Source organism: Kineococcus anabasis, from assembly GCF_054590795.1.
Map to the genome: position 1 here is coordinate 246,683 of NZ_BAAIHU010000009.1, position 25,361 is coordinate 272,043.

19 protein-coding genes are annotated in these 25,361 nt (G+C 76.9%); 10 read left to right on the top strand and 9 right to left on the bottom strand.

Annotation, left to right across the window (positions count from 1 at the left end; translation table 11 throughout):
- Positions 1–53: 53 nt before the first annotated feature.
- Positions 54–2,453 (bottom strand): DNA helicase PcrA, encoded by a 2,400-nt coding sequence (pcrA, locus tag ACYQBY_RS15635; RefSeq protein ID WP_459644803.1) that lies wholly within the window; start codon positions 2,451–2,453, stop codon positions 54–56.
- Between the two features lie 115 nt (positions 2,454–2,568).
- On the opposite strand from pcrA, the gene ACYQBY_RS15640 reads away from it, so the two are divergent.
- The 3 genes from ACYQBY_RS15640 to ACYQBY_RS15650 all read left to right on the top strand — a co-directional run bounded on the left by ACYQBY_RS15640 (position 2,569) and on the right by ACYQBY_RS15650 (position 5,739).
- On the top strand, positions 2,569–3,138 hold the full coding sequence (locus ACYQBY_RS15640) for a TetR/AcrR family transcriptional regulator (RefSeq protein WP_459644804.1): 570 nt from the start codon (positions 2,569–2,571) through the stop codon (positions 3,136–3,138).
- A gap of 17 nt (positions 3,139–3,155) precedes the next feature.
- Complete coding sequence (locus ACYQBY_RS15645; RefSeq protein WP_459644805.1) at positions 3,156–5,324, top strand: MMPL family transporter; 2,169 nt, start codon at positions 3,156–3,158, stop codon at positions 5,322–5,324.
- A 127-nt stretch (positions 5,325–5,451) separates the two neighbouring features.
- A complete protein-coding gene (locus ACYQBY_RS15650) occupies positions 5,452–5,739 on the top strand; it encodes a hypothetical protein (protein WP_459644806.1) in 288 nt (95 codons plus the stop codon).
- Here the strand turns inward: ACYQBY_RS15650 and ACYQBY_RS15655 are convergent.
- Positions 5,684–8,254: an AMP-binding protein gene (locus ACYQBY_RS15655; protein WP_459644807.1), complete on the bottom strand. Its 2,571-nt coding sequence runs from the start codon at positions 8,252–8,254 to the stop codon at positions 5,684–5,686. The genes ACYQBY_RS15650 and ACYQBY_RS15655 overlap by 56 nt on opposite strands.
- 145 nt (positions 8,255–8,399) lie before the next feature.
- Between ACYQBY_RS15655 and ACYQBY_RS15660 the strand changes: the two genes are divergently transcribed.
- From ACYQBY_RS15660 to ACYQBY_RS15670, 3 genes are all read left to right on the top strand, one after another.
- Positions 8,400–9,446, top strand: a complete 1,047-nt coding sequence (locus ACYQBY_RS15660; RefSeq protein ID WP_459644808.1) for an iron ABC transporter substrate-binding protein — start codon at positions 8,400–8,402, stop codon at positions 9,444–9,446.
- A 137-nt stretch (positions 9,447–9,583) separates the two neighbouring features.
- Positions 9,584–11,077, top strand: a complete 1,494-nt coding sequence (locus tag ACYQBY_RS15665; RefSeq protein ID WP_459644809.1) for an ABC transporter permease — start codon at positions 9,584–9,586, stop codon at positions 11,075–11,077.
- Positions 11,074–12,099 (top strand): ABC transporter ATP-binding protein, encoded by a 1,026-nt coding sequence (locus tag ACYQBY_RS15670; RefSeq protein WP_459644810.1) that lies wholly within the window; start codon positions 11,074–11,076, stop codon positions 12,097–12,099. The genes ACYQBY_RS15665 and ACYQBY_RS15670 overlap by 4 nt, the downstream gene beginning before the upstream one ends.
- Before the next feature lie 66 nt (positions 12,100–12,165).
- Here ACYQBY_RS15670 and ACYQBY_RS15675 read toward each other — a convergent pair whose 3' ends face one another.
- Genes ACYQBY_RS15675 through ACYQBY_RS15685 form a run of 3 tightly spaced genes read right to left on the bottom strand, consistent with a single transcriptional unit; the run spans position 12,166 to position 14,278 of the window.
- Positions 12,166–13,080, bottom strand: a complete 915-nt coding sequence (locus tag ACYQBY_RS15675) for an NUDIX hydrolase (protein WP_459644811.1) — start codon at positions 13,078–13,080, stop codon at positions 12,166–12,168.
- A complete protein-coding gene (locus tag ACYQBY_RS15680) occupies positions 13,077–13,460 on the bottom strand; it encodes a DUF3817 domain-containing protein (RefSeq protein ID WP_459644812.1) in 384 nt (127 codons plus the stop codon). Before ACYQBY_RS15680 ends, ACYQBY_RS15675 begins: the two co-directional genes overlap by 4 nt.
- Positions 13,457–14,278, bottom strand: coding sequence for an SURF1 family protein (locus tag ACYQBY_RS15685; protein WP_459644813.1), 822 nt, complete (start codon positions 14,276–14,278; stop codon positions 13,457–13,459). Before ACYQBY_RS15685 ends, ACYQBY_RS15680 begins: the two co-directional genes overlap by 4 nt.
- Before the next feature lie 114 nt (positions 14,279–14,392).
- On the opposite strand from ACYQBY_RS15685, the gene ACYQBY_RS15690 reads away from it, so the two are divergent.
- Positions 14,393–14,713: a putative quinol monooxygenase gene (locus ACYQBY_RS15690; RefSeq protein ID WP_459644814.1), complete on the top strand. Its 321-nt coding sequence runs from the start codon at positions 14,393–14,395 to the stop codon at positions 14,711–14,713.
- 252 nt (positions 14,714–14,965) lie between these two features.
- Here the strand turns inward: ACYQBY_RS15690 and ACYQBY_RS15695 are convergent, their stop codons facing one another.
- From ACYQBY_RS15695 to ACYQBY_RS15705, 3 genes are all read right to left on the bottom strand, one after another.
- A complete protein-coding gene (locus ACYQBY_RS15695) occupies positions 14,966–17,086 on the bottom strand; it encodes a methyl-accepting chemotaxis protein (protein ID WP_459644815.1) in 2,121 nt (706 codons plus the stop codon).
- Between the two features lie 136 nt (positions 17,087–17,222).
- Positions 17,223–18,857 carry a glutamine-hydrolyzing GMP synthase gene (guaA, locus tag ACYQBY_RS15700; protein ID WP_459645103.1) on the bottom strand — a complete coding sequence of 545 codons (1,635 nt, stop codon included), beginning with the start codon at positions 18,855–18,857 and terminating at the stop codon, positions 17,223–17,225.
- A 269-nt stretch (positions 18,858–19,126) separates the two neighbouring features.
- Positions 19,127–20,320 (bottom strand): glycerophosphodiester phosphodiesterase family protein, encoded by a 1,194-nt coding sequence (locus tag ACYQBY_RS15705; RefSeq protein ID WP_459644816.1) that lies wholly within the window; start codon positions 20,318–20,320, stop codon positions 19,127–19,129.
- 287 nt (positions 20,321–20,607) lie between these two features.
- On the opposite strand from ACYQBY_RS15705, the gene def reads away from it, so the two are divergent.
- Positions 20,608–21,171, top strand: coding sequence for a peptide deformylase (gene def, locus ACYQBY_RS15710; protein WP_459644817.1), 564 nt, complete (start codon positions 20,608–20,610; stop codon positions 21,169–21,171).
- On the opposite strand, the gene ACYQBY_RS15715 is transcribed toward def, so the two are convergent.
- Positions 21,135–21,512: a hypothetical protein gene (locus tag ACYQBY_RS15715; RefSeq protein WP_459644818.1), complete on the bottom strand. Its 378-nt coding sequence runs from the start codon at positions 21,510–21,512 to the stop codon at positions 21,135–21,137. The two genes, def and ACYQBY_RS15715, sit on opposite strands and share 37 nt — an antisense overlap.
- 186 nt (positions 21,513–21,698) lie before the next feature.
- Between ACYQBY_RS15715 and ACYQBY_RS15720 the strand changes: the two genes are divergently transcribed.
- Both ACYQBY_RS15720 and ACYQBY_RS15725 read left to right on the top strand, forming a co-directional pair.
- Positions 21,699–23,549: an ABC transporter transmembrane domain-containing protein gene (locus ACYQBY_RS15720; RefSeq protein WP_459644819.1), complete on the top strand. Its 1,851-nt coding sequence runs from the start codon at positions 21,699–21,701 to the stop codon at positions 23,547–23,549.
- Positions 23,546–25,321 (top strand): ABC transporter ATP-binding protein, encoded by a 1,776-nt coding sequence (locus ACYQBY_RS15725; protein WP_459644820.1) that lies wholly within the window; start codon positions 23,546–23,548, stop codon positions 25,319–25,321. Before ACYQBY_RS15720 ends, ACYQBY_RS15725 begins: the two co-directional genes overlap by 4 nt.
- The last annotated feature ends 40 nt before the right edge of the window (positions 25,322–25,361 follow it).

Below are 25,361 nucleotides of genomic sequence, written 5' to 3' on the forward strand. Positions count from 1 at the left end.
TTGAGGGGCCGTTCGGGTGAGGCCGGGGCGCGCGGCGGCGGGCCGGCGCCCCGTCAGAGCTTGGTGACGGGCGCGTAGCGCAGCAGCAGCCGCTTGGTGCCCTCGGTGCGGAAGTCGACGTGGGCGACGGTGCGCTCGCCCTCGCCCTCGACGCGCACGACGGTCCCCATGCCGAACGTGTCGTGGGTGACGCGCTCGCCGGGGACGAGGCTGATCACCGGCTTGCCGCTCGCCGGCCGCGAGCCGAGCCGCGCGACCGCCGGGGCGGCGGTGGAGCGCGTCACGGGGGCCTGCGCCCGGCGCCACTCCACCAGGTCGGCGGGGAGCTCGTCGAGGAAGCGGCTGGCGGGGTTCTGCTGCGGGGCGCCCCAGGCGCTGCGGACCGCGGCGCGGGTGATGTACAGCCGCTGCCGGGCCCGGGTGAGACCGACGTAGGCGAGGCGGCGCTCCTCCGCGAGCTGCTCGGGGTCCGCCAGCGAGCGCAGGTGGGGGAACGTGCCGTCCTCCATGCCGGTGAGGAACACCACCGGGAACTCCAGGCCCTTGGCGGTGTGCAGGGTCATCAGGGTGACGACGCCCTGCTCCTCCTCCTCGGGGCTGGGGATCTGGTCGGAGTCGGCGACGAGGGAGACGGACTCCAGGAAGTCCGCGAGGGTGCCCTGGGGGCTGGCGGTGGTGAACTCCTGCGCCACGGCGACGAGCTCGGCGAGGTTCTCCACCCGGGACTCGTCCTGCGGGTCGTGGCTGGCGCGCAGCTCGGCGAGGTAGCCGGACTGCTCCAGCACCGCCTCCAGGACCTCCGCCGGGGGCGTGCCGGCCTCCACCAGGGTGCGCAGGTCGGAGACGAGGGTGGTGAACCCGGTGACGGCGCCGAGGGAGCGCGTGGCCAGGCCGGGTGCCTCCCCGGCGCGCTCCAGGGCCGCGCCGAAGGAGATCCGCTCCCGCTCGGCCAGGGCGGCGACGCAGGCCTCGGCGCGCTCGCCGATGCCGCGCTTGGGCACGTTGAGGATGCGGCGCAGGTTCACCGTGTCGTCGGGGTTGGCCAGCACGCGCAGGTACGCCATGGCGTCCTTGACCTCGCGCCGCTCGTAGAAGCGGGTGCCGCCGACGACCTTGTAGGGCAGGCCGGTGCGGACGAACACCTCCTCCAGGGCGCGGGACTGGGCGTTGGTCCGGTAGAAGACGGCCACCTCGCCGTAGCGCACGCCGGCGGTGTCGTGGAGGCGGTCGATCTCCTCGGCGACGAAGGCGGCCTCGTCGTGCTCGTCGTCGCCGACGTAGCCGACGATGGGCTCCCCGGCCCCGGAGGCGGTCCAGAGGTTCTTCGCCCGCCGGTTGGGGTTCTGCTTGATGACCTCGTTGGCGGCGCTGAGGATCGTCTGCGTGGAGCGGTAGTTCTGCTCCAGCAGGATCGTGCGCGCGTCGGGGTAGTCCTGCTCGAACTCGGCGATGTTGCGGATCGTGGCGCCGCGGAAGGCGTAGATCGACTGGTCGGCGTCGCCGACGACGGTGAGCTCGGCGGGCGGGACGGTGATCTCGCTGCCCTCGCGCACGACGGTGCCGTCGGCGGCGGTGCGCCCGGAGCGGGCCCGCGCCTCGGAGACGGACCCGCCGACGAGCTCGCGGACCAGGACGTACTGGGCGTGGTTGGTGTCCTGGTACTCGTCGACGAGGACGTGCCGGAAGCGGCGGCGGTAGTGCTCCGCGACCTCCGGGAAGGCCTGCAGCATGGCGACGGTCGTCATGATGAGGTCGTCGAAGTCGAGGGCCTGGGCCTCGCGCAGCCGCTGCTGGTAGAGCGTGTAGGCCGCGGCCAGGGTGCGCTCGGTGGCGTTGCCGTCCTCGCCCTGGGCGCGGGCGCTGTACGTCTCCGGGTCGACGAGCTCGTTCTTGAGGTTGGAGACCATCGCGCTGAAGGCGCGCGGTGGGTGGCGCTTGGGGTCCAGGTCCAGCTCGCGGCCGACGAGGGCCATGAGCCGCTGGCTGTCGGCGGCGTCGTAGATCGAGAACGAGGGGCGCAGGCCGACGGTGCGGGCCTCGCGGCGCAGGATGCGCACGCAGGCGGAGTGGAACGTGGACACCCACATGCCGTGCTGCCCGTGGCCGACGACGTCGCCGACGAGGGCGGCGACGCGCTCGCGCATCTCGGCGGCGGCCTTGTTGGTGAAGGTGATGGCGAGGACCTGCCCCGGCTGCACCCCGCGCGCGCTCACGAGGTGGGCGATGCGGTGGGTGAGGACGCGGGTCTTGCCGGACCCGGCGCCGGCGACGATGAGCAGCGGCGAGCCGGAGTGCACGACGGCCTCGCGCTGCTGGGGGTTTAGGCCGTCCAGGAGCGCCTCGGCGTCGAGGGCCCGGGGGGCGCGGCGCGCCGGCGCCCCGGAGGCGGGCGCAGCGGCGCCGGCGCCGGCGCCGGGCCGGCCGAGGGGGAGGTCGTCGAACAGGGTGCTCATCGTCCGCACAGCGTAGGCGGATGCGGGGACAGCGCGTCAGGCCGATGCTGTGGGTGAGCGGTTCTCCACCGAACGCGGCGGACCGGTCCGGTCCGAAATGGTCTAACCTGGTCCCATGTCGCGTCCCACCGCCCAGGACATCGACGCCGGCATCGTCGAGGCCGCCGCCAGCCTGTTCGCCCAGCACGGCTACGAGGGGACCTCCGTGCAGCGCATCGCCGACGCCGTCGGCTACTCCAAGACCGGCCTGCTGCACCGCTTCCCCTCCAAGGAGGCGCTGCTCGACGCCGTCGCCGAGGACTGCTTCCGCAACGTCGACGCCATCGTGCGCGCCGTCGAGCACCTGCCCCCCGGCCCGGCCCGCGACACCGAGGTCGTCCGCCGCCTCGTCGACCTCGCGGTCGGCCGCCCCGGCTTCGTCTCCCTGCTGCTCTCGCTGTGCGGGACCCTCGCCGGCACCGCCGCGGGCCGGCGCATGGCCCAGGTGCCCGAGCGCTTCTTCACCGCCTTCGGCGCCGCCGACGCCCCCCTGGAGCGCCGGCTGCACGTCCTCGGCGCCCTCGGCAGCCTCGCCATCACCGCGATGACCCCGCTGGAGGACCCCCCCGAGCGGACCCGCCCCCTCATCACCGCCACCACCCTCGCCGCCCTGGGCCACCGCCCGACCCCCGCGCCGGCGCGCTGAGCCCGAGAGGACCGATCTTGGCCACCTTCCTGCACCGCCTGGGGCTCGCCGCCTTCCGCCACCGCCTCGCCGTCGTCGTCGCCTGGGTGCTGCTGCTGACGGCCGCCGCCGTCGCCGCGATCACCCTGCGCGGCCCGTCCGTCTCCACCTTCGAGATCCCCGGCCAGGAGTCCACCGAGGCCATCGGCCTGCTGGACGAGCGCTTCCCCGGCACCGGCGGCGGCGGCTCGGCCACCGCCCGCGTCGTCCTGGACGCCCCGGCCGGCCAGCGCGTCACCGACCCGGCCAACGCCGCGGAGGTCCTCCGCATCGTCGGGGAGCTCACCGGCCTGCCGCAGGTGGAGAGCGTCTCCAACCCCCTGGACCCGCAGGCCCCCGCCGTCTCCCCCGACCAGCGCGCCGCCCTCGTCACCGTCACCTACGAGGTGATCCAGCCCCAGGTCACCGCCGGGGCCCGGGAGGCGCTGTTCGAGGCCGTCGAGGAGGCGCGGGACTCCTCCGGTCTCGACGTGCAGGTCGGCGGCGACGCCACCGTGGAGGTCAGCACGGTCGGCGGCCTCGGCGAGGTCGTGGGCGTCGTCGCGGCCCTCGTGGTCCTCACCGTCACCTACGGCTCCCTCGTCGCCGCGGGCATGAACATGCTCACCGCCCTCGTCGGGGTCGGCATCGGCGCCGCGGGCATCACCGCCCTCACCGGCCTGGTGGACCTGCAGTCCACCACCCCGATCCTGGCCGTCATGCTCGGCCTCGCCGTCGGCATCGACTACGCCCTCTTCCTCGGCTCCCGCTTCCGCCAGGAGCTGCTGGCCGGCCGGGACGTGCGCGAGGCCGTCGCCCTGGCCACCGGCACCGCGGGCTCCGCCGTCGTCACCGCCGGCACCACCGTCGTCATCGCCCTGGTCGGGCTCACCGTCTCCGGCATCCCCTTCCTCGCCGAGATGGGCCTGGCCGCCGCCGCCACGATCGTGCTGTCCGTCCTCGTCGCGATCACCCTGGTGCCCGCGGCGCTGAGCCTGCTCGGGCGCCGCACCCTCTCCCGCCGCACCCGCGCCGCGCTGGAGGGACGGCGGGAGAAGCACCTCGCCCTCGGCCGGCCACACCCGTTCCTGGAGGGCTGGGGCCGGCTCGTGACGCAGCGGCGCTGGCTCAGCCTGCTCGGCGCCGTCGTGCTCCTCGGCCTCGTCGCGCTGCCCGTCGCCGACCTGCGGACCAGCCTGCCCGACGACAGCACCGCCTCCCCCGCCTCCACCCAGCGCAAGGCGTACGACCTCGTCGCCGAGCGGTTCGGCCCCGGCGTCAACGGGCCCCTGCTCGTGCTCGTCGACGGCACCGGGGCGCCGGAGCGCGCCGCCGCGATCTCCCAGGAGGCCGCCGCGCTGGACGGCGTCGCGATCGCCACCCCGCCGCGGCCCAGCGCCGACGGCGACGCCGCCCTCGTCACCGTGATCCCGCAGACGGCGCCCACCGACCCCGCCACCACCGACCTCGTCCACGCCCTGCGCGAGCGCATCGCCGCCGGCGAGGGTCCCCGGGCCTACGTCACCGGGCAGACCGCCGTGAGCGTCGACGTCTCCCAGCAGCTGCGCGAGGCGCTGCCCCTGTACCTGCTGCTCGTCGTCGGGCTCGCGCTGGTCCTGCTCGTCCTGGTGTTCCGCTCGGTGCTCGTGCCCGTCACCGCGGTGCTCGGGTTCCTGCTCACCATCGGCGCGGCCCTCGGCGCCACCGTCGCCGTCTTCCAGTGGGGCTGGGGGCAGCAGGCCGTGAACTCCGACGTCACCGGGCCGCTGCTGAGCATGGCGCCGATCATCGTCGTGGGCATCCTCTTCGGCCTCGCGATGGACTACCAGGTGTTCCTGGTCTCCCGCATGCACGAGGCCCACGCGCACGGCACGCCGCCGCTGCAGGCCGTCGTCTCCGGGTTCCGGCAGGCCGCCCCGGTCGTCCTCGCCGCCGCGGCGATCATGTTCGCGGTGTTCGCCGGGTTCGTGCCCGAGGGCGACGCCACCGTCAAGCCCATCGCGTTCGCCCTGGCCGTCGGCATCCTCGTCGACGCCGTCGTCGTCCGGATGGTCGCCGTGCCCGCCGCGCTGTCCCTGCTCGGGCGCTCCGCCTGGTGGCTGCCGCGGTGGCTGTCCTGGCTGCCCGTGCTGGACGTCGAGGGCGAGGCCCTGCGCCGCGGGCGCTGACGGGCGGATCGCGTGCCGATCGAGGTCGGCCGTGAGGCCTCCCGGGTGGCCGGAACGCCCCCGGCGGCTACGTTGAGCGAGCAGAACCCCGGCCGCGCCACCCGCCAACCGACGAGGAGGACCCACGATGAGCAACGAGCCGCCCACCGACGGACCCGTCCCCCGCGAGGTCCCCCCGCCGCCCGGCGCGAACCTGCCCGACGTCGTCGACGAGATCGAGCAGCGCGTCGCCGCCGACGTGCAGCAGGAGGTCCACGGCGGCTCCGGCGAGGCGCAGGCCGCCCGCGCGACCGAGGAGGGCGAGGGCCCGTCCCAGGACGTCGTCCCCGACACCACCTCCGGTGCCGCCGACCCCACCCTCAGCGGGGAGCAGGAGACCACCGACGGGATGCCGCACTCCGAGCCCAGCGACTGACCCGCCCCCACCGCACCCGCACCAGACGCCGCGACACCGCCGACACCAGCGCCCAGTACCCCACCCCCACCGCCAGCGAGGCCACCACCGCCAGCACCGGGGAGAGGCCCACCAGGTGCGGGTACACCTGCCAGTGGGTCAGGTACACGAACAGCGAACTGCTCGCCAGCACCCCCAGCAGGGGCGCGAGCCGCGCCGGGCAGCGCACCGTGCGCACCCACGTCAGCAGCACCACGCCCGCCGCGATCAGCGCGTCGCGCCACGGGTCGCCGAAGAACCCCGGGACCGTCGCCACCGCCGCCGCCGTCACCAGCAGGCGGCGCCCCGGGGTTCCCGCGCGCGCCGCCGCCCAGCCCAGCGCGAACAGCCACAGCACCGGCTTCGGGTTCGGGAGGCCCGCGTCCAGCAGCCCGTAGCGCGCCGGCAGCGCCAGCACGAACAGGGCCACCGGCAGCGCGAACGGCCACCGACGCTCCAGCCGGTGCACCGCCGGCACCGCCAGCAGCGCCGCCACCGCCACCAGCACGTACACCAGCACCTCGACGAACCAGAAGTGCCACCGCCCGTTCCAGCGCTCGGCCCCCAGCAGCGCGTGCAGCAGCAGCACGTTCAGCCAGCCGTACGCACCCGTCACCAGCGCCGCCGCCGCGATCCACACCACGCTCGGCACCACCACCCGCGCCAGGCCCACCAGCTGTGCCCGCAGCCGCTCCGCCCGGCCCGGCGCGGCGAGCTGGAAGCGCGCGAAGTTGAACCCCGCCAGGGCGAACAGGGCGTGCGCGCTGCCCAGCACCTGGAACAGGTGGGCGTGCGTGCCCACGATCAGCACGATCGCCACCGCCCGCAGCACCACACCCGTCTCCAGGCTGCGGCCCCGGCGGCCCGCGGCCCGCGCAGGGACGCACGAGCGCTCCAGCTCCCGCACCGGCGTGGTGTGCCAGGACGGCGGCAGGCGCCCCAGCAGCTCCTCCAGCCGCACCGAGGCCTCCACGTAGGACAGCGAGTCCCCGCCCAGGCCCACGAACGTGTCGCCGCCCGCGACGTGCGGGCGCTCCAGCAGCTGCGCGAACAGCGCCCGCACCGACCCCGCGGCACCCGGCCGCGGCTGCGCCACCGGCCCCGCCAGCTCCCGCACCCGCGCGTAGTCCACCTTCCCCGACGGCAGCCGCGGCAGCTCCGGCAGCCGGCACACCCGCACCGCGTGCGCGGGCAGCCCCAGCTCCCGCGCCACCACCCGCACCGCCGCCCCGGACTCCCGGCCCTCCGGCACGGCCACGACGAGCTCCTCGCCCACCCCGACGCACGCCGCCGTCACGCCCGCCGCGTCCAGCACCCGCTCCGCGTGACCCAGGTCGACGCGCAGCCCGAACAGCTTCACGAAGCGGCTGCGCCGGCCCACCACCTCGAACAGCCCGTCCGGGCGGCGACGGCCCAGGTCACCCGTGCGCAGCTCCTCCACCGTGCGGCCCAGCGCCAGGTCCGCCGGGTCCTCGGCGTACCCCAGCATCACGTTGGGCCCGGAGTACACCAGCTCCCCCACGCCCGGCCCCGCCTCCGGCACCGGCTCCAGCCGGAAGCGCCCGCCCGGCACCGGCACCCCGATCGCCTCCGGCGCCGAGACGGCCAGGTGCGGCGGCAGGTACGCCATGCGCGCCGTGGCCTCCGTCTGCCCGTACATCACGAACAGGTCCCACCCCGCGCGCCGGCCCAGCTCCGCGTAGCGCCGCACCCGCTCCGGGGCCAGCCGGCCCCCCGCCTGCGTCACGTACCGCAGGTGCGGCAGGGACATGTGCTCGAACCCCGCCCGCTCCAGCAGGTCGAACGTGTACGGCACCCCCGCGAAGCTCGTGCAGCGCTCGGCCCGCACCAGGTCCCAGAAACAGCGGTCCACCACCGACAGCGACGTCAGCACCAGCGCCGCACCCCGCAGCAGGTGGCTGTGCACCACCGAGAGCCCGTAGCAGTAGTGCACCGGCAGGGTCGTCACCGCCCGGTCGGTGTCCCGGATGCCCAGGTACCGCGCGATGGACTCCGCGTTGGCCTGCACGTTCCCCGCGGACAGCCGCACCAGCTTCGGGCTGCCCGTCGAGCCCGACGTGGACAGCAGCAGCGCCAGGTCCGGGTGCAGCTCGTGCGCCGAGCCCGCCCGCCGCTCCGTGAGCGCCCAGCCCTCCCGCCCGCGCGCCAGCACCACGTCCGGGTCGTAGGCGCCCACCAGCGGCGCGGCGCCCCCCGGCGGCACCAGCAGCACCACGTGCCCGCCCGCCAGCGCCCCCAGGTACGCGGTGAGCGCGTCGAGGTCGTTGGCGCCCTCCACGAGCACCAGGCGCCGCACCGGGCCCAGCCGGCGGGCCAGCCGGCCGGCGCGCGCGGCCAGCTCCGCGTACGTCAGCTCCCAGCGCCCGTCCCCGCTGCCGCCCACCAGGGCCGTGCGCCCCCCGTGCCGGGCGAGCTCCCGCACCAGGGGGACGCCCCGGACGCCGGGGAGCACGTCGGGGACGGTCACGACCGCCATCGTATGAGGTTAGGCTCAGCTTGTTCACAGCTCCGGCCGGCCCGGGTGCGCCGTCCGGGTGGGCCGCCGCCCGCCCCGCCTGCACACCCAGCACCCCGGGGCGAGACCGGCACCTCCCACCCGACGACTCCACCGGAGCCCTCCTGTGACCTCCCTGCCCCGCCGCCTCCTCGCCGCGCTCCTCACCGCCGGCCTGCTCACGACCGCGGCCTGCGGCGAGCCCAGCGTGGAGGAGCAGATCGCCGAGGCCAGCGAGAACGGTGAGCTGATCGTCTACTCCGGCCGCAACAAGAACCTCATCGCGCCGCTGCTGGAGAGGTTCGAGAAGTCCAGCGGCGTCGACGTGACCGCCCGCTACGCCGGCAGCGCCGAGCTGGCCGCGCAGCTGCTGGAGGAGGGCGGGCGCACCCCCGCCGCGGTGTTCCTGTCCCAGGACGCCGGGGCGCTCGGCGCCGTGCAGGAGGCCGGGCGCCTGGCCCCCCTCGACCCCGCGCTCCTGGAGAAGGTCCCCGCCCGCTACCGCTCCGCCGAGGGCACCTGGGTCGGCGTCTCCGGCCGCTCCCGCGTCCTCGTGCACAACCCCGGGCAGGTGCCCGAGGCGGACCTGCCGAAGAGCGTGTTCGAGCTGACCGACCCGCGGTGGAAGGGGAAGATCGGCTACGCCCCCGCCAACGCCAGCTTCCACGCCTTCGTCACGGCCATGCGCGTCAGCGCCGGCGAGGAGCGCACGCGGGAGTTCCTCGAGGGCCTGGAGGCCAACGAGCCCAAGGTCTACGACCGCAACAACCTCATCGTCGACGCCGTGGACTCCGGCGAGGTCCCCCTCGGGCTGGTGAACCACTACTACCTGCTGGAGAAGGCCGCCGAGGCGGGCGGGCTGGAGAAGGTCACCGCCCGCAACCACCTCTTCCCCGGCGACGACCCCGGCTCCCTCGTCAACGTCGCCGGCGTCGGCGTCCTCGCGGGCAAGGAGTCCGACGCCGCCCGGGAGTTCGTGGAGTTCCTCCTCAGCACGGAGGCGCAGACGTACTTCGCGGAGGAGACCAAGGAGTACCCGCTGGTGCCCGGCGTGCCGGCCGACCTTGAGGGCATGCCGCCGCTGGAGTCCCTGCAGGGCCCCGACATCGACCTGTCCGAGCTGTCCTCGCTGGAGGAGACGCTCGCGCTGCTCGACGAGGTGGGGCTCACCTGAGCAGCACCCGCCCGGCCACCCCGGCCCGGCAGGCACCCGGCGCGGCGGGCCCCCGCCCGGCGCGGCGCCTGCCGGGCCTGCGGCGTCGCCTGCCGAGCCTGCGGCGTCGCCGCCCCGGGCCGCCGCCGCTGCTGCTCGTGCCCGCCGTGCTCACCGCCCTGGTGGCGCTGCTGCCGCTGGCCTACCTCGTGGTGCGCGCCGGCGAGGACGGGGCCGGCGCCGTCGCCGAGATCCTGCTGCGCGAGCGCACGGTGCGGCTGCTGGCGCGCTCCCTCGCCCTCGCCGCCGCCGTCACCGCCGCCTGCCTCGTCCTCGGCGTGGGCCTGGCCTGGCTGACCGTCCGCTCGGACCTGCCCGGCCGGCACGCGTGGGCCGTGGTCGCCGCGCTGCCCCTGGCGGTGCCCACCTACGTCGCGGGCTTCGCGTGGATCTCCTTCGCCCCCGGGCTCGCCGGGCCCTCCGGGGCGTTCCTCGTCCTGACGGCCTGCTCCTACCCGTACGTGCTGCTGCCCGTCTCCGCCGCGCTGCGCCGCACCGACCCGGCCGGGGAGGAGGTCGCCCGCTCCCTCGGGCTGAGCCCGTGGCAGGTGTTCCTGCGCGCCACCCTGCCGCAGCTGCGCCCGGCGCTCACCGCGGGCGGGCTGCTGGTGGCGCTGTACTCCCTCAGCGACTTCGGGGCCGTCTCGATCCTGCGCTTCGACGCCTTCACCCGGGTGGTCCACACCTCCTACCAGGCCTCGTTCGACCGCACCCCCGCGGCCGTGCTGAGCCTGCTGCTCGTGGCCGTCACCACCGTCCTCGTCGTCCTGGAGTGGCGCAGCCAGGGCCGCGCCTCCTACTCCCGCGTCGGCGGCGGCGGGGCCCGGCCCCCGCGGCCGCTCGCCCTGGGCCGCGCCCGGCCCCTGGCGGTGCTGGCCGTCGCGGCCGTCGCGGCACTCTCCCTCGGGGTGCCCGCGGCCGCACTGGTCCACTGGACCGCGGTCGGCGCCGCCCGCGGTCTGCCCGTGGCGGAGCTGGCGTCGGCGGCCGGCACCTCCCTGGCGTTCGCGGCGCTCGGGGCGCTCGTCACCACCGTCCTGGCCGTGCCGGTGGGCCTGCTCGCGGGACGCCGCGGCGACCGGCTGCCGCGCCTGCTGGAGCGCGCCGCCTACATCGGCCACGCCCTGCCCGGCATCGTCGTGGCCTTCTCGATCGTGTTCCTCACCGTCCGCTACGCCCAGCCCGTCTACCAGCGCACCCCCGCGCTGGTCCTGGCGTACGTCGTGCTGTTCCTGCCGCTGGCCGTGGGCGCGGTGCACTCCGCCGCCGCGCAGTTCCCGCCCGCCCTGGAGGACGCCGCCCGCAGCGCCGGCGCCACGCCCCGGGAGGTGCTGCGGCGCATCACCCTGCCGCTGGCCGCACCCGGGATCGGCGCCGGGGCCGCACTGGTGTTCCTCACCTGCATGAAGGAGCTGCCCGCCACGCTGCTCCTGCAGCCCCTCGGCTCGGCGACCCTCGCCACCCAGCTGTGGACGGAGACGGGGGTCGCCGCGTACTCCTCCGCCGCCCCCTACGCTGCGGTGCTCGTGCTGCTGTCCGCCGTGCCGACCTACCTGCTGGGTGTCCGGCCCCGCTCCGGGAGCGCCGGGTGAGCGACCTCGCGCTGCGGGTGCGCGGCGTCACGAAGTCCTTCGGCGCCCCCGTCCTGACCGGTCTGGACCTCGACGTCCCCACCGGCGCCCTCGTCGCCCTCCTCGGCCCCTCCGGCTGCGGCAAGACGACCCTGCTGCGGGTCGTCGCCGGCTTCGAGCACGCCGACACCGGCACCGTCGAGGTCGGCGGGCGCCTCGTGGAGGGCGCGGGGCGGCCCGTGCCCCCGGAGCGGCGCCGGGTGGGCGTCGTGCCGCAGGAGGGCGCCCTGTTCCCGCACCTGTCCGTGCGGGACAACGTGGCCTTCGGCCTGCCCCGGCGCGAGCGCGGCGGCCCGCGGCCCGGGGCCCTGCTGGAGCTGGTGGGCCTGGCCGGGCTGGGCTCGCGGATGCCGCACGAGCTCTCCGGCGGGCAGCAGCAGCGCGTCGCCCTGGCCCGGGCGCTGGCCCCCGGGCCGTCGCTGGTGCTGCTGGACGAGCCGTTCAGCGCCCTCGACGCGGGGCTGCGGGCCCAGGTGCGCGCCGACGTGCGGGCCTCGCTGCGCGCGGCGGGCGCCTCCGCGGTGCTCGTGACCCACGACCAGCAGGAGGCCCTGTCCACCGCCGACGTCGTCGCGGTGGTGCGCGGGGGGCGGATCGTGCAGGCCGGGGACCCGTGGACGGTCTACGCGCAGCCGGTGGACCTCGGGGTCGCCACGTTCGTCGGGGAGTCGGTGGTGCTGCCCGGCAGCGCCGCGGGCGGTGTGGTGACCTCCCCGCTGGGGCGGCACGACAGCGCCTCGCGGGTGGAGGGGGCCGTGGACGTCGTGGTGCGTCCCGAGCAGCTGGAGGTCCGGCCGCGGGACCTGCCGGTGGTGGAGGCCGTCGTGTCCCACCGGGAGTTCTACGGGCACGACGCGCTGCTGCGCCTGCGCCTGCCGGGCGGGGTGACGGCGACGGCCCGCACCCCGGGGCACCCGCTGCCGGAGGTGGGGGCCGTGGTGCCGGTGGGCGTGCGCGGCCCCGTCGTGGTGTTCGCGCGCTGAGCCCGTGGCCTTCCCGCACCGGGCCCGTGGCCTTCCCGCACCGGGCGCGGGACCGGCGCGCGGGGCTCAGGCGTTCGCCTCCCGGGTGGCCGCGCGGCGGGCGATCTGCAGGCCGCGCGCCGCCACCCCCACCAGGCCCAGCCCGGGCGCCTCGGCCAGCGGCACCCACCGCGCCAGGTCCGTGCTGCCGCCCACGTCCAGCACGACCGGCTCCACCGCCCGCGGCGCGGTGGCCGTCACCACCACCCGCAGGGCGTGGAAGTCCTCCAGCACCCCGGCCGGGGAGCGGCCCGTGAAGTGCTCCGAGCCGACCTCCACCAGCTCGTCCACCACGACCTCGTTGCCCGTCTCCTCCAGGACCTCGCGCACCGCCGCGTCGCACGGGTGCTCGCCGTGGTCCACGCCCCCGCCGGGCAGGGTCCACCGCCCCGGGGAGGGGGTGCGCTCCGACAGCCGCGTCAGCAGCATCCGGCCCGAGTCCACGACGACGGCGTACGCCGCCAGGCGCTGGCGCCGCACCGGCACCTCCGGCCCGCCCACCGGCTGCGCGGGCAGCGGCGGCACGGGCAGCTCCGCGTCGTCCACCAGCGGCAGGTCCGGCAGCGTCGCGGCCTGCACCCAGTGCCCGGCGTCGGGACCGGGCGCGGGCCCCACCCCCAGGTGGCCGCCGTGCACGAGCTGCACCGAGTGCACGAGGTGGACGGTGTGCACGTCGACGTGCCCGCCGTCCGGCGCCAGGCGGTGCGCGACGACGTTGCGGGCCTCCACGGGGGCGCCGGTGCGCACCGGCGGCGCACCCGCGGCGGCCAGCACCCGGCGCAGCCCGTCGGCGGGCGACTCGCCGTGGCCGAGGACCGTCGCCGGCAGCGCGTGACGGCGCTCGGTGCCGGTGGGCACGACGAGGAGCCGGCTGCCGGAGCGCAGCACCGCGTGGACGGCGACGCGCTGCACCCGCCGCGCGCCGTTGCCGGCGCTGCTCACCGGTGCCGGGCGAGCTGCTCGGACACCGCCCGGGTGTTGCGGCGCTCCGCGGCGAACGACAGGAACGGCACCGTCCCCGCCAGCGCCGTCAGCAGCATCCGGGCCGCCGGCCACCGCACCCGCGTGCCCAGGTCGAACGTCGTGATGAGCAGCAGGATGTAGAACGCGCCGTGCACGGGCCCCATGATCCTCGTGAGGGAGTCCCCGGCGTGCAGGGCGTACTCCTGCACCATGCCGGCGACGACGAAGAGCAGGCCGATACCCGTCACCCACGCCATCACCCGGTAGCGCAGCAGCGCCGCCGCCACCTTCCGCGGCTCCCCCAGCGGGGTGGGGGCCGCGGGGGGCGCGGTGTCGCGGGTGCTGTTCTCGCTGCTCATCGGCTGTGCTCCTCCAGCAGCTCGGCGCTGCCGTCGTCTCGGGGGTGCGGTCGGTCGTCCAGGGTGCCCGTCCCGGCCGCGGAGGGCGCGCGGGAGGTCTCGTCGCGCAGCGCCCGGGCCCACAGCACGACGGAGAACCCCGCGAAGACGAGCCACTGCAGGGCGTAGGCGATGTTGCGCCAGTCCAGGCGGCGGGTCTCGGAGCCGGGCAGGTGCGGCGGCACGGGGCGCAGTCCGGCCTCCTCCACGGCGGGCCCGGTGGCCACGACGTACGCGGGCACCACGGGGTAGCCGACCTGGTTGACGAGCGCCGCGGCGCTCACCACCCAGGACTGCCCGGGGGGCAGGGGCCCCCTGCCGGCGCCCTGGTCCTGCGCCTCGGGGGGCTGCACGACGCCCACGACGTCCGCCGCGCCCTGCGCCGGCACGACCTCCGGCGGGGCCTGCGCCCCCGCGGGCGCCCAGCCGCGCACCACGGGCACGCCCGCACCGCCGGGCAGCCGAACCATGCCGAGGACCCACGCGCCGTCCCGCCCGTCGAGGGGGCGGCCCGGCAGCAGGAAACGCACGGCGGGGTCCCACGTGCCCCGCACCCGCACCCGGCGGCCCACCTCGGCGGCGACGAGCGGGTCGGAGCCGCCCACGACCTGCTCCACCGGCGCCACGGGCAGGGTGGAGGCGGGGGTCCGCACGACGACGACGCCGCGCTGCCACTGCCAGAGCCCCAGCTGGGCGCACGTGCCGACGACGAAGACCAGCAGGAGGGTCAGCACGGCCCAGCGCCGCGTGAGCAGCACGCGGACGGTGGGGGCGGGCACCCGACCAGGCTACGTCGCCGCACGCCCCGCCCGGGCCGGTGGCCACCCGGTGGAGGCGGCACCGGCGCGGCCCGGCACGATCGACTCCCCAGCCGACACGTTCAGGAGGACACCGTGCCCATCACCGTCCTGGCCACCATCAGGCCCAAGCCCGGCCGCGCGGACGCCGTGCGCGCCGCGTTCGGGCAGATCATCGGGGACGTCCACGCCGAGGACGGCTGCCTGCTCTACGCGCTGCAGGTCGCCGGCGAGCCGGGCGCGGAGACGCTCCACATGGTGGAGAAGTGGACGTCCCGCGAGGCGCTGCAGGCGCACGCGGAGGGGGAGCCGCTGCGGCGGCTGGCGGAACTGCTGGGCGACGACCTCGCGGCGCCGACGGAGGTCGTCGTGGCGGACCCGGTGCCCGCGGGCGACCCCGCCAAGGGCGTGCTGTGACGCGCTGACCCAGGACGGGACCACCCGGGCCGGGGACGTTCTGCCGTGCGACACCGGCGCGTCGCACGCGCAACGTCCCCACCTCCCCGGGCGCGCCCGTGGGCGGGGACGTCCTGCCGCGCGACACCGGCGTGTCGCACGCAGAACGTCCCCGCCGCCCGGGGCGCACCCGGGCGTCCCCGCCACCCGGGGTGCACCCGGACGTCCCCGCCGCCCGGGGCGCACCCGGGCGTCCCCGCCACCCGGGGTGCGTCAGGACAGGCGGAACTGCCGCACGGTCGCGTCGAGGTCGGCGGCGACCGTGCCGAGGTCGCCGACCGCGGTGCGGACCGTGCCGACGTGGGCGGCGGTGCCCTCCGCGGCCCCCGCGACGGAGCCGACGGCGTCGGCGATGGCCGCCGAGCGCTCGGCGGCCTCCCCGAGGGTGCCGCTGACGGACGTGGTCGTCGCGAGCTGCTGCACGATCGCGGAGGCGATCGTCGACTGCAGCTGGTCGATCTCCGAGATGGTCGCCGTGATGCGCGCGATGTCGTCGCGCACGGCCGCCGCCTCCGCCTGCACCGCGCTGAGGGTCGGGCCGATCTCCTCGGTGGCCTGCGCCGTCTGGCGGGCCAGCTCCTTGACCTCGTGCGCGACGACCGCGAAGCCGGCCCCCGCCTCACCCGCGCGCGCCGCCTCGATCGTGGCGTTGAGGGCGAGCAGGTTCGTCTGCGCGGCGATCGCGGTGATGGCGGAGAGGACCTCGGCGATCTGCTGCGAGGAGCCGCCCAGCCGCTCGGCGGTGTCCGTCGCGGTGCGCGCGAGCTCCACGGCCCCGCCCGCGACGCTGGACACCGAGCTCGTCGTGGCCGAGACTGCGTCGGCCGCCGCGCGCAGCTCGTCCACCGCGGCGGAGACCTCCCGCACGCCGCTGGAGACCGACGCCGCGCCACCGGCCGCGCCGGCCACCTCGGCGGAGGTGCGCTCGCTGGAGTCGGCGAGCCGGGCGCTGGCCCCGTCGAGCTGCCCCGCGGTGCGGGTGACGCGCAGCGCGCCGTCGCCCATGGCGGTGACGGCCTCGCGGACGGCGTCGACGGCGGAGCCGAGCGCCCGGGCCATGTCGCCCAGCTCGTCGGCCGCCGGGTCCACGACGACGACGGACAGGTCGCGCTCGCTGACCCGGCGCAGGGCCGCGGTGAGCACGGCGATGCGCCGCACGATCCGGCCGGCGAGCAGGGCGATGAGGAGCCCGAGGAGCACCGCGACCAGCAGGCCGCCGACGACCATGTCGCGCGTCATCGCGGCGCGCCCGGCGACCACCCGCTCGGTGACGGCGGCGGTGTCGGCCACCGGTGCCCAGGCGGTGACGACCCAGCCGTAGGGGGCGTACCTCGTGACGCCCACGGTCTGCCGGCCCGAGGGCAGCTCGACGGGCAGCGTGGTGAAACCGTCGGCGGGCAGCGCAGCGGCGGCCTCCAGCAGGCGCGGGACGTACGGCTCCCCCGCGGTGTCGGCCGCCTCCAGCATCGGTTCGCCGTCGGTGGCGCCCTCGGGGGCCACCACCGCCTGGCCCCGGGTGTCGGGTGCGCTGGAGAAGACGGCGATCTGCCCGGTGGCGCCCACGGTGGCGCGCGCCAGGCGCTCGCGCAGGTCGGCGGTGAGCTCCGCCTGCGGCATGCCGACGTAGACGGCGCCGACGACCTCGCCGCCGACGAGGAGGGGCGCGTACACGCTGACGAAGGGGCGGTCGACGACGGTGGCGGTGCCGCGGAAGGTCTCCCCCGCCAGCAGCGTCTCCACCACCGGCGTCGCGGTGCCGTCGGCCCGCACGGCGGGGATGTAGGTGCCCACGGCGCGCCGGCCGTTGGCGCCGACCACGGTGGTGGCCACCCGCAGCATGTCGCCCTCGGGGTTGACGCGCTGGAAGATCGTGGTGGCCGCACCCGTCAGCCGGGCCGCCTCGTCCAGCCCGGGCACGAGGGCCGCGGGGTCGGACTGCTGCCCCAGCCAGGTGCCGCCGAACTGCAGGCGCGGCAGGGTGACCTGGCGCTCCTCCTTGGTGACCTGGTTGCGGGCGGTCCAGGTGACCGGCTCGCCGAAGCCGGGTGCGCCGAGGGTGCCGAGGCGGTCCGTGGTGACGCGCAGGTCGCCGTCGAGGTCGGCCTGCACGGCGGAGGCCTGGGCGGCGACGGTCGTGGCGATCTGCCCGGTGGTGTCGCGCAGGGACTGCGCGGCGATCCGCTCGACGTCGCGCTGCACGTCCTCGGTCAGGGCGCTGCCGCGCCACGTGCCCAGGGAGCTGAGCAGGGCGGCGGTGACGACGACGGCGGAGACGCCGGGCAGGACGAGCTGGGTGCGCAGGCCGCGCAGACGGCCGGCGGGACGGTGGGGCACGGGGCTCACCTCGGAGACGTCCGGGCGGCCGCAGCCGGGCCCGGGGGCGGACTGTCCTCCCCCGGTTGCCCTCGGCACGCAGGGGGTCCGCCTTGAGCCGCGTCCCGCTCGGACCCCGACGCTCAGGCTCCGGTGCTCACTCCCACTCGATGGTGCCCGGCGGCTTGCTCGTGACGTCCAGCACGACGCGGTTCACCTCGGGCACCTCGTTCGTGATCCGGGTGGAGATCCGCGCGAGCACGTCGTACGGCAGGCGCGTCCAGTCCGCCGTCATGGCGTCCTCGCTGCTCACCGGCCGCAGCACCACCGGGTGGCCGTAGGTGCGCCCGTCGCCCTGCACGCCGACGGAGCGCACGTCCGCGAGGAGCACCACGGGGCACTGCCAGATCTCCCGGTCCAGCCCGGCGGCGGTCAGCTCGGCGCGGGCGATCGCGTCGGCGGCGCGCAGCGTCTCCAGCCGCTCCCGCGTCACCTCCCCCACGATGCGGATGCCGAGGCCGGGGCCGGGGAACGGCTGGCGCCACACGATCTCCTCGGGCAGGCCCAGCTGCAGGCCCACCGCCCGCACCTCGTCCTTGAAGAGGGTGCGCAGCGGCTCGACCAGCTCGAAGGCGAGGTCGTCGGGCAGGCCGCCGACGTTGTGGTGGCTCTTGATGGTCGCCGCGCCCTCGCCGCCGCCGGACTCCACGACGTCCGGGTACAGGGTGCCCTGCACGAGGAAGCGGACCTCCTCGCCGTGCTCACCGGCCTCGGCGATGATGTCGCGGGCGGCCTGCTCGAAGGCGCGGATGAACTCCCGGCCGATGGTCTTGCGCTTGGTCTCCGGGTCGCTGACGCCCGCGAGGGCGCCGAGGAAGCGGTCGACGGCGTCCACGACGTGCAGCTTCACGCCCGTGGCGGCCACGAAGTCCCGCTCCACCTGCTCGGCCTCGCCCGCGCGCAGCAGGCCGTGGTCGACGAACACGCAGGTGAGCTGGTCGCCCACCGCGCGCTGCACGAGCGCCGCGGCCACGGCGGAGTCCACGCCGCCGGACAGGCCGCAGATCACGCGGCCGTCGCCGACCTGCCGGCGGATGCGCTCGACCTGCTCCTCGATGACGTTGCCGGTCGTCCAGTCCGGGGTGATGCCCGCGCCGTGGTGCAGGAAGTTGCGCAGCACCTCCTGCCCGAACGTGGAGTGCCGCACCTCGGGGTGCCACTGCACGCCGTAGAGGCGGCGGGTGTCGTCCTCGAACGCCGCGACCGGCGCGCCCTGGGAGTCGGCGACCACCCGGAACCCCTCGGGGGCGCGGGTGACGGCGTCCCCGTGGGACATCCACACGGACTGCTCGGTGGGCTGCCCGCGCAGCAGGGTGGAGTCCCGCGACTCGGTCACGCGGGCGCCGGTGCCGCCGTACTCGCGCAGCCCGGTGCGGGCGACCTCCCCGCCGAGGGCCTTGGCCATGGCCTGGAAGCCGTAGCAGATGCCGAGGACGGGCACGCCCGCCTCGAACAGCGCGGGGTCGACCTGGGGGGCGCCCTCGGCGTACACGCTGGCCGGGCCGCCGGAGAGGATCACGGCGGCGGGGTTCTTCTCCAGGATGCGCTCGAGCGGGGTCGTGGAGGGGACGATCTCGCTGAAGACGTCGGCCTCCCGCACGCGGCGGGCGATGAGCTGGGCGTACTGCGCGCCGTAGTCCACGACGAGGACGGGGCGGTGGGCGCGCTCGGCGGCCTGCTCCGGGGTCTCGGCGGGCTCGCTGACGGCCGGCGGCGGCGCGTCCGCGGCGATGCCCTCGGCGGCGGGGACCCCGGCGTCGTCGGGGCTGGCACCGCTGCCCGGTGGGGGCGTGAAGTGGGTCGGGTCCTGCCTGCTGCCGGCGTCCTGCGTCACGGCCCCAGGGTAGTGGCGCGGGCGGGTGCGCCCCCTCCCCCGCCCTCCTCCGCCCTTCTCCGGGTCCGGGCGACGGGAAGCGCTTGCGCATCGCCCGAACCCGGAGAGTGGCGAAGAAGGGGGACGCCCGCGCACCCGGCGCGGACGTCCCCCGCGGGGCGCGGAACTCAGGCCGCGCCCTTCGCCTTCCCGGAGCCCTGCTCCGCGACGTAGTCGTCGCGGGCCAGGTCCGCCAGGTCGGGCGCGTCGCTGAACAGCCCGTCGACGCCCGCGTCGAACGCGGCGCGGGCGTACTCCACGGCCTTGCCGTGGGCCGCCGGGTCGGTGCCGACCCTCAGGTTCGTCGGCAGGAAGTTGTTCTCCGGGCGGTGCGTGTAGGGCACCACCTCCAGGCCGGCGCGGTGGGCGTTGCGCACCAGGTTGGTCGTGCGCCCGAGGGAGCCGTCCGCGGTGCGCGTGATGACCTGGTCGAGCGACGGGCCGATCGCGTCCACGTAGCGGGACAGGTCGCGCAGGCCGGAGGGGATGAGCAGGTCCGCGTACGTGCGCTCGTCACCCGCGGCGACGAGGTCGTAGGGGGCGCCGCTGCTGCCGGTGAGGAAGACCAGCGGCGCGCGCAGGCGGTGCTCGGTGCGCAGGGCCTTGAGGTTGGTCAGCTCGAAGGACTGCACGGTCACGGGGGCGTCGGCGTCGTCGAGGCGGTACTTGCGCAGCAGCCGCACGACCTCCGCCTCCACGGGCAGGCCGATGGTGCGGAAGTACGTCGAGTGCTTGATCTCCGGGACGATCCCGATCTCGCGGCCGAGTTCGCGGCCGAGGCGCTCGCGGACCTGGAGGACCTCCTCGAACGTGGGCACCTGGTAGCGGCCGTCGAAGGCGGTGTTGCGGGGGCGCAGCTGCGGCAGGCGCTCCTCGGCGCGCAGGGTCCGCAGCTCCGCGAGGGTGAAGTCCTCGGTGAACCAGCCGGTGAACTCGGTGCCGTCGATGACCTTGGTGGCCTTGCGGGAGGCGAACTCCGGCCGGGTCTCCACGTCGGTGGTGCCGGAGATCTCGTTCTCGTGGCGGGCGACGAGGACGCCGTCCTTGGTGGGGACGAGGTCGGGCTCGATCCGGTCGGCGCCGAGGCGTGCCCCCAGCTCGTAGGCGGCGATCGTGTGCTCGGGGCGGTACGCGGAGGCGCCGCGGTGGGCGACGACGTAGGGCTCGTCGACCTGCTGGACGGCGGCCTTGGGCGTCAGGCGCGGGGCTGCGGTGCCGGCGGGTGCGGCGGACGCGGCGGGGGCGAGCAGGGCCGCGGCGAGCAGGCCGGCGGCCGCACCGGGGACGAGGGCCCGGTGCGGGGTGGAGATCGCGGGAGACATGGGGCGCAGCCAACACCGGCCGGGGGTGCCCCCGGGCGACGCCGCGCCGAACGGCGGGCCACGCGCAGGCGACGACCCGGTGCGGGACCTCCCGGGGCCGATCCTCCCGGCGCGCGCCCACCCGGGGCGCGCCCACCCGGGGTGGGGACGTTCCGCCCCGACACGCCCGCGCGCCGCACGCACGACGTCCCCGCCCCCGCACGCACCCCGCCCCCGCACGCACCCCGCCCCCGCACGCACCCCGCCCCCGCACGCACCCCGCACCGCTGCGCGCCTACGATCCGCGGGTGAGCGAGCACGGCGCGGCACGCGGGATCGTCCAGCACGGGCACCCCGCCCTGCACGCCCGCTGCGCGGAGGTGGCGGAGTTCGGCGCCGGCCTGCACGCCCTCGTCGCGGAGCTGACCGCCGCGATGCGCGCCGCCGGCGGGATCGGCCTGGCCGCCAACCAGATCGGCGTCGACGCGCGGGTGTTCGTGCTGGACTGCCCCGACGGGCGCGGCGGCCGGGTCACGGGCCACGTGGTGAACCCGCGCATCACCTTCCCCGGCCCCCGCAACCGGGTGCGGGCGGAGGAGGTGTGCCTGTCCCTGGCGGGCACCTCGGGGGTGGTGGAGCGTTCCGCGTCGGCCCGCGTCACCGGCCTCGACGCCGACGGCGCGCCCGTCGCCCTCGCGGGGCACGGCCTGCTCGCGCGCTGTCTGCAGCACGAGGTGGACCACCTCGACGGGCTGCTCTACGTGGACTCCCTCTCCCCCGCGGCGCGGCGGGCGGTGCTGGAGCGGGCGGTGCTGGAGCAGGCCGGCAGCGGGGATCAGCCGGGCCGGCCCGGTGGCGCCCCGGGCCGGTAGTCCTGCGGCCGCTCGAGCACCGCCGCCGCGAGGTCACCGGGGAACATCGCCTCGATGCTGCGGGTGTGGCCGGAGCCGTCCTCGGGCGTGGTGACCTCCTCCCCGTCGACGCGCACGGGCATCGCCACCGACGTCGTGCCGTTCGTGCACAGCGCGTAGGTGTACGACGTGCCCTCCTCCTGCCGCAGCAGGCGCACCGAGCACCTGCCCGGCGGGGTGATCACCACGGGATCGGCGGCGAGCACGCCCGCGATCCGCTGCTCCTCCGCACGCACCGCCGGGTCGGAGGGGTCGGGCAGCTCCGGCGGCAGGGCGCACGCCCCGAGGAGCTGGGCGCACACCCCGAGGAGCAGCGCGGGCGCGAGCAGGACGGGGAGCCGCGGCCGGGGCGTCGTCGCCGTGCGCCGACCGTACGGCCGCGGCCACCTCCGCGGGCGGCCTCTCCCCCGACCGCGCTCCGGGGACACCGCTCCTGCACGCGGGATCCACGTGGCCGCGGTGGAACCGGTTCACTACCGTGGTTCCACGTGCGTGACCTGCCCCTGGTGCATCCGGGGAACCCGGACCTGTCCTCCCCCACCCGGTTCCTGCTGTGGACCGGCTGGCAGCAGCGCACCACGCTCGCCGCGGGTGTCGCCGCCGGCGTGACCTGGATGCTCTGCCAGGCCGTCTTCCCCGCCGTGGTGGGCAGGGCCCTCGACGCCGTCGTGCTCGGCACCGGCGAGCTGCTGCGCTGGGTGGCGGTGGTGCTCGCCCTGTCGCTGGTGCAGGCCACGTCGGCCGTGCTGCGGCACCGCTGCGCCGTGGCGAACCGGCTCACCGGCCGCTTCCGCATCTGCCAGCAGCTCGGCCGGCACACCACCGCCGCCGGGACCGCGCTGGCCCGGCGGGCCGGGGTCGGGGAGGTGCTGGCGGGGACGGCCTCCGACGCCCCCCGCATCGGCGACGCCTACGACGTCACCCAGCGCACGACCGGCTCCGTCCTCGCGGTCGTCCTCGTCGCGGTCCTCGTCCTGCGCACGTCCGTCCCGCTGGGGCTGCTCGTGCTGCTGGGCGTGCCGGCCGTGGTGCTGCTGCTGGTGCTCGCGGTCCGGCCGCTGCAGGCCCGCCAGCGCGAGCAGCGCCGCCTCGCCGGGGAGCTGACGTCCCTGGGCGCCGACACCGTGGCGGGCCTGCGCGTGCTGCGCGGCATCGGCGGCGAGGAGGTGTTCACCGGCCGCTACCGCGACCTGTCACAGGAGGTGCGCTCCGCGGGGGTGCGGGTGGCGCGCTGGGAGTCGGCCCTGGAGTGCCTGCAGGTCCTCGCTCCCGGCCTGCTCGTCGCGGCCCTGGTGTGGGGTGGGGCGCGTGCCACCCTGCGCGGGGAGATCACCCCCGGCGAGCTGGTCGCCCTCTACGGGTTCGCCGCGTTCCTCACCATCCCGCTGCGCACCCTCGTGGAGACGGCGGACAAGTACTCCCGCGCGTACGTCGCCGCCCGCCGCGTCACCGCGCTGCTGCGGGTGGAGCCGCTGGTCCGCGACCCCGCCGGGCCGCCCGCCGCTCCCGCGGTGCCCGGGGGTGCCGCGGACCTGGAGGACCCCGTCAGCGGGCTGCACGCCCGCGCGGGCCGGCTCACCGCCGTCGTCGCCGACCCGCCCGAGGACGCCGCCGCCCTGGCCCACCGCCTCGGGCGCACCGACGACACCGTGCCGGGTCCCGCGGCGCGGCTCGGCGGGGTGCCGCTGCGGGACCTGCCCGTCGCCGCGGTCCGCCGCCGCGTGCTGCTCGCCGAGGACGACGCGCAGCTGTTCAGCGGAACCCTGCGCGAGCAGGTCGACCCCACCGGGGAGCACCCCGACGCAGACGTGCTGCGCGCGCTGCACGTCGCGGCGGCGGAGGACCTGCTCGACCTCGTGCCCGGCGGCCTCGACGGGGAGGTCACCGAGCGCGGCCGCTCCCTCTCCGGTGGCCAGCGCCAGCGCCTGGCCCTGGCCCGGGCCGTGCTGCGCGACCCCGACGCCCTGGTGCTCGTGGAGCCGACCAGCGCCGTCGACGCCCACACCGAGGCCCGCACCGCCCGGCGGCTGCGCGCGGCACGCGCCGGGCGCACCACCGTCGTCGCCAGCGCCAGCCCGCTCGTGCTCGCCGCCGCCGACGAGGTGCACTGGCTGTCCGGGGGGCGGGTGGTGGCCCGCGGGCGGCACGCGGACCTCCTGCGGGGCGAGCCCGCGTACCGGCGTTTCGTCACCCGCGGCACGGGGACACCACCCGCGACACCACCGGCCCCGGCACCACCCGCGACCCCGCCGCCCGCGACCCCGCCGCCCGCCGCCCCCGCCGCCCCCTGCGGCACCGGCCACGGCACCGGCACCAGCTGCCAGGAGGCCGGCGCGTGAGCCACGGCGCGCTGCCCGTCGCCGCCCGCGAGGCCGTGCGGGACAACGTCCGGGCGCTGCTGCGCCTGCACCGCGGGCCCGTGTCCCGCATGCTCGCCCTGCACGCCGCCGCCGCCCTCGCCGGCCTCGCCGGGCCCTGGCTGCTCGGCGGCCTCGTCGACGACGTCTCCGGCGCCGCGGGGCGCGGGGGCCGGGACGTGCTCGCGGAGGTGGACCGCACCGTCGCCCTGCTCGTGCTCGCCGTCCTCGCCCAGGCCGTCCTCGTGCGCGCCGCGCACCTGCGCTCCCTCGTCGTGGCCGAGGAGGTGTTCGCGCAGCTGCGGGAGGAGTTCCTCGAGCGCGCCACGGCGCTGCCGCTGTCCGTCGTGGAACGCGCCGGCACCGGCGACCTCGTCTCCCGCACCACCAACGACATCGACGCGCTCAGCCACACCGTCCGCTACGGCGCCCCCCGGATCCTCGTCGCCGGGGTCACCGCGCTGCTCACCGCCGCCGCCGCGTTCCTCGCCGGGCCGCTGGTGGCCCTCGCGGTGCTCGTCGGCGCGCCGGGCCTGGTGCTGACCACCCGCTGGTACCTGCGCCGCGCGCCCGAGGCGTACCTCGCCGAGCGCGCCTGCTGGGGCCGGCTCAGCAGCACCCTGGCGGAGACCGCCGACGGCGCCCGCACCGTGGACGCCCTCGGCCTCGGCGCCCACCGGGACAGCGTCCTCGACGAGGTGCTGCGGCGCACCTACCTCGCCGAGCGCCGCACCCTGGCGCTGCGGACCCGCTGGTTCCCGAGCATCGAGCTGGCGTACTCCCTGCCCGTCGTGGTGGCGCTGCTGTGGGGCGGCTGGCTGGTGCAGCAGGGCTCGGCGAGCGCCGGGCAGGTCGCGGCGGTCGTGCTGTACCTGCGCCAGCTCGTGGGCCCGGTGACCGAGCTGCTCATGTGGTGGGACCAGCTGCAGGTGGGGCAGGCCTCCTTCGCGCGGGTGGTGGGCCTGGGCGAGGTCGAGCCGGACCGGGTGGAGCTGCCCGGGGTGCCGCAGGGGGCGGAGGTGCGGGTGGAGCGGGTGCGCTACGCCTACACCCGGCCGGACGGCTCGCGGGGCGCGGACGTCCTGCACGACGTGTCGCTGGACCTGCGCCCCGGTGAGCGGCTCGCGGTCGTGGGGCCCTCCGGCGCCGGCAAGTCGACGCTGGGGCGGCTCATCGCGGGGATCCAGCCGCCCACGGCGGGCAGCGTGCGGGTGGGCGGGGCGGAGGTGACGGGCCTGCCGCTGGAGGGGCTGCGCCGGGAGGTGGCGCTGGTCACGCAGGAGCGGCACGTCTTCGCGGGCACGCTGCACGACAACGTGGTGATGGCGCGCCCGGACGCCCCCGCGCCGGAGGTGGCGGCGGCGCTGGCGGCCGTGGACGCGGACGGCTGGGTGGCGCGCCTGCCCGACGGGCTGGACACCGCGGTCGGGGAGGGCGGGCACGCGCTGTCCCCGGCGCAGGCCCAGCAGGTGGCCCTGGCACGGCTGGTGCTGGCCGACCCGCACACCCTCGTCCTGGACGAGGCCACCTCGCTGCTGGACCCCACCGCCGCGCGGCACCTGGAGCGGTCCCTGTCGGCGGTGCTGGCCGGGCGCACGGTCGTGGCGATCGCCCACCGGCTGCATACGGCCTCCGACGCGGACCGCATCGCCGTGGTGGAGGCCGGGCGCATCAGCGAGCTCGGCACCCACGAGGAGCTGCTGCGCCGCGGCGGCTCGTACGCGGCGCTGTGGGAGTCCTGGCACGGGGGCTGAGCACGTCCCCGCGACCCCGGTCCGGGCCCGGGCGGTCCCG